Consider the following 259-nt stretch of genomic DNA (forward strand, 5'->3'; position numbering starts at 1 on the left):
GGCGAAACCTACGTCTATGTGCGGCCAGGAATCGATCGTGATGAGGTCAGACGAGAAATTGCTGGGGTTAAGGGAATTGAGAAGATCTATGACGGTGCTCAGGCGGTTAGACTGGGGGCTGATCCGCGCTGTACGTTTTTGGTTGAGGCCAAAGCCGGTTGGTACTTTACTGATGAGGCCCAGCGTCCGGCCGTCGTTGAATCGGTCTTGCCGTCAATGATGGGCACAAGCGATCGCTACCGTGGCGTGCATGGCTATG

At 55.6% G+C, this 259-nt stretch carries 1 protein-coding gene; it reads left to right on the plus strand.

The genetic code is table 11. The annotated features are described in order from the left end of the window. On the plus strand, positions 1 to 259 hold a 259-nt coding region (locus LJE08_RS14185; protein WP_227403602.1), incomplete at both ends, for a hypothetical protein.

Source organism: Holdemanella sp. DFI.5.55 (genome assembly GCF_020593575.1).
Taxonomy (GTDB): Bacteria; Bacillota_I; Bacilli_A; order Erysipelotrichales; family Erysipelotrichaceae; genus Holdemanella; species Holdemanella hominis.